The organism is Mesorhizobium sp. WSM4989, assembly GCF_029625795.1.
Taxonomy (GTDB): Bacteria; Pseudomonadota; Alphaproteobacteria; order Rhizobiales; family Rhizobiaceae; genus Mesorhizobium.
Genome location: NZ_JARTVN010000013.1, coordinates 1 through 3698, shown reverse-complemented (window position 1 = coordinate 3698; position 3698 = coordinate 1). Strand labels below are relative to the sequence as shown.

Sequence of the window (3698 nt, the reverse complement as noted above, 5' to 3'; positions counted from 1 at the left end):
CATAAGCCGAAGGAATCCTGAGTACGAATGAGCCGCAGGAGGCATTTGACGAACGGGGAAGCAAGGGCCTCGTCGTCATTGTTGACAGCAGGGCCAACCGGAGGAATTTCGTTGTTCGTCATTTCAGTCTTCGTCTTCGAGGTACGATTTCCTTTTCCTGCGATGCCCACTCCGGGTCCGCTTGCGTGGCCGACGAATGGCTTGGGCGGGCCAACCCCAAGAGTGCCCCGTGGCCGACCTCGACATGTCCACGAGTGCGAGACCTGCGGCGCGAATTCGCGGCGCACATCGTCTGCGCCGCGATCCGACCGGTGGTCAACGCAATTGAAATCCAACCTTCCGCAAGCCGCCGCCCTGCTGCATCGACATACTTGCTGCGAAGAGAGCTTCGATGGGCGGATTGGCCAGTGTTCAATTCCAATTGTCAGTCCCTTCGCGATTCTTGCTCAGGAAGTGACTTCGTTTTGAGTTTCGGGTGCCTTCTTTTGCGGAGCCACACAAAGATCCGCGTGACAGGCAGGCTCACCCGTGTAGTTGGCCAGTGCTTCGAGCAATGGGGTAAGATAGTACTGTTTGGTGTGGTCCGGAATTGGCCCCAGCCGGTCCACCGATTTCAGTGCCACCTCGATCAACTCGATTGCGCGATCTTTGTTGCCGCTCTCGTAATAATACTGAGCTACCGGGAGGTACCGGAGGTATTTAAACGGGCCATCGCCGTTCGGGGGATTGAGTGCCAGTATCTGTTCCGAGAGCTCGTTGCCCATCGCAAAGCGCTCCGCGCGCGGAAGATGGGAATTGTCCATCGTGGGATCGAAGAGTTGGTTGAGGGCCAAGGCCATCCACGACACCGCGTCGGACGTTTTGTCGATCGCGTCCTCGACCAATTCTCGCATGACCGGCATGCCGGTCTTGATGTCGCGCAGCTTGTGAAGCAGAAGATCCGCATGAATCTGCCGGAACTCACAAGAGTCTGGCATCAAGGCGAGGCCTTCTTCGATGGCCAAGAGCGCCGCCGTCCAATCCTCGGCCTGCATCGCCGGCTCAAGTTTGGCGTATATCGGCCCGGTAAGCGACATTTCGCGCGCTGCAAGTTGGTTATGCGCGATGCGCTTTGCATCGGCGGCTTTCGCTTCATAGCTGCTGCGCCAGCTGCCGTTAAGGACTTTCGGCAAAACGTCATCGAGTTCCGCCGGGTGGCCGATAAAAGCGATGTGGCCGTCGCGGTCGACCACGAACGAGGTGGGAATCCCAATCGAAGAGCTGGGATCCATCCAGAGCTTGTTCATTTCGCCAATGTAATCGAACCCGATACGATAATTCAGATTCGGGAACTCCTCGGTCAGCCAGGCATCCACGTTGGTCCGCGCCTCGTCTGCGGTAGGACCCTGTTCGCAGGCGGCAACTCCGACCGCCTCAAATCCGCTGCCTTCATATTTCTCCTGCAGTTCGATCAAATGGGGCATGGCGTCGACACATGGTCCGCACCAAGTCGCCCAAAACTCAACGAGGTAGACCTTGCCGGGCCGAAAGTTCGTGAGGGGCTCGCCACGCAGCCAGTTCTCCACTTTGATCGCAGGAGCCGGGGACCCCATACGCAGTTCCATCTTGGTGTCCAAAGTCATTCCACACCTTTCGTCTCTTTTGTCGCGGAATATTTTCCAGTCAAAATCGGACACGGTCTCGAGGGCATCGCTCCCTCTGGCTTGCTTCAGCGAAGCTCTCACCGTGTTGCCGCACATCAAGCTGCAACGGAGGTGCCAATTCCCTCAGCTCCGGTAAGCGGCGGGAAATGCTTTGAAATTCTCCACGAGGCCAAATGCGGCCGATTGTCGTGAACCCGACATGTCTTCTGCCGCTGTCGGGTTTCGCCCTATCACTCTTGAGAGCTTGGACGGCTCGCCTGTGATTAGACTGGCCTCGGCCCTCGAGCAGTGGCAGTTTGGCGCCAGTTCGAAAGCGCGAACTCGCCGGCTTGGTCCTCGTGCCGCCACCGCCGCGTGTGGATTCTTGCCCCGGAGTCAAAATTCGCCTCGCGGTTGCCAACGGCGGCATGCGCTCAATGCGCGTGGCGTTGAGCACCGACAGCACGTAATGGTACCAATTAGTGGATGCCCGTCGCTGCCTCCACTTCTCCAGCCAAGCGCTCGAACGACGCTACCTACCCACGTTCGAGCGCGACCGCGGAATCGCAGACTGCCGAACGTCAGCCGTTGCGAAAGGTGTAGCCGTACCCGTTGATCGCCGGTGCGCCGCCTAGATGTGCGTAGAGGACCCTCGATCCCTGTGGAAAGAAGCCCCTCTGGACGAGGTCGATCATCCCTTGCATCGATTTGCCCTCGTAAACGGGGTCCGTAATCATGCCCTCGAGCCGCGCGCACAAACGGATTGCCTCTTTGGTTTCCTCCGATGGAACGCCATAACCCGGGTACGCGTAGTCCATGAACAACACCACGTCTGCCTCGACAATTTCCGCTCCGAGGTGGACGAGCTTCGCTGTATTTTGGGCGATGCCAAGCACCTGCGCCTTGGTCTTGGCGGGCATGGCGGAGGCATCGATACCGATCACGTTGCGCTGTCGACCATCCTTGGCGAACCCGACGAGCATGCCGCCGTGGGTTGAACCAGTCACCGTACAGACGACGATATAGTCGAAGGCAAACCCAAGCTGCTCTTCCTGGGCACGCACCTCCTCAGCGAACCCCACATAGCCCAGGCCGCCGTATTTGTGGACAGAGGCGCCGGCAGGTATCGCATATGGCCTGCCGCCCCTTGCCTTGACTTCATAAAGTGCCTTTTCCCAGCTGCGGCGGATGCCGATGTCAAAGCCCTCGTCAACCAGGCGCACCTCTGCCCCCATGATGCGGCTCAAGAGGATATTGCCGACCCGGTCGTAGACAGCATCATCATGTGGGACCCAGCTCTCCTGGACCAGGAGGCATTTCATGCCGATCTTGGCGGCGACCGCAGCGACCATGCGCGTATGGTTGGACTGCACGCCACCGATTGTGACGAGCGTATCGGCATCTGACGCGATCGCGTCGGGCACAATGTATTCGAGCTTGCGCAGCTTGTTTCCGCCGAACGCGAGACCGGAGTTGCAGTCCTCGCGTTTGACGTAGATTTCCACCTTGTCGCCCAGATGCTTGCCGAGGCGGTCGAGCCTCTCGATCGGCGTGGGTCCAAAGGTGAGCGGATAACGTTCGAATTTTTCCAGCATGCTATCTCCAGCAAAAAAGTACCTGAACCTGCTACGCACCGGTCAGCCCAGGGGTATGGTCGCGTGTTAGCCGAACACAGATTCCCTATACGATCAGCTCAGTCATCAGAGGGTGACCAAAATTGGTGTGGGTCTGAGCACTGATCCTGTCATCCGCGCATCAAAGCAGCAGCACATGCTGGGCATTCGACCAAGCCGGGACACAGCTGAAAATTGCATTCCGCAGTTGATCAGAGTCAGACGACTGGTACCCGAGCTTTCCTGTAACCATCGGCATGCTGGCCCCTGTGGCGAGTTCCACGAGCGCGGCTAGAGGACTGCCAGATCAGAAAGAGCACGCGGCCGAAGTAGCCGGCCTGAAGCAGCAGCGAACAGGCCAGCGTCGTGACGACTGCCACACGGAGCGAATCCAAAGCGAAGTAAACCATCGACGCATTGCTGCACAGGACCAGCCCCACGAGCCGACAAAAAGATGAAGTGC

Annotated in this window: 3 protein-coding genes; all 3 read right to left on the bottom strand. The window is 58.5% G+C overall.

Annotated elements, in window-relative coordinates:
• Positions 1-446: 446 nt before the first annotated feature.
• Positions 447-1604, bottom strand: coding sequence for a TlpA disulfide reductase family protein (locus tag P9217_RS30115; protein WP_063170386.1), 1158 nt, complete (start codon positions 1602-1604; stop codon positions 447-449).
• A 599-nt stretch (positions 1605-2203) separates the two neighbouring features.
• Positions 2204-3217, bottom strand: a complete 1014-nt coding sequence (locus P9217_RS30110; RefSeq protein WP_024505903.1) for a 1-aminocyclopropane-1-carboxylate deaminase — start codon at positions 3215-3217, stop codon at positions 2204-2206.
• A gap of 236 nt (positions 3218-3453) precedes the next feature.
• Positions 3454-3698 (bottom strand): exopolysaccharide production repressor protein (locus tag P9217_RS30105; protein WP_127313226.1); only part of this gene is annotated, 245 nt, incomplete at its 5' end.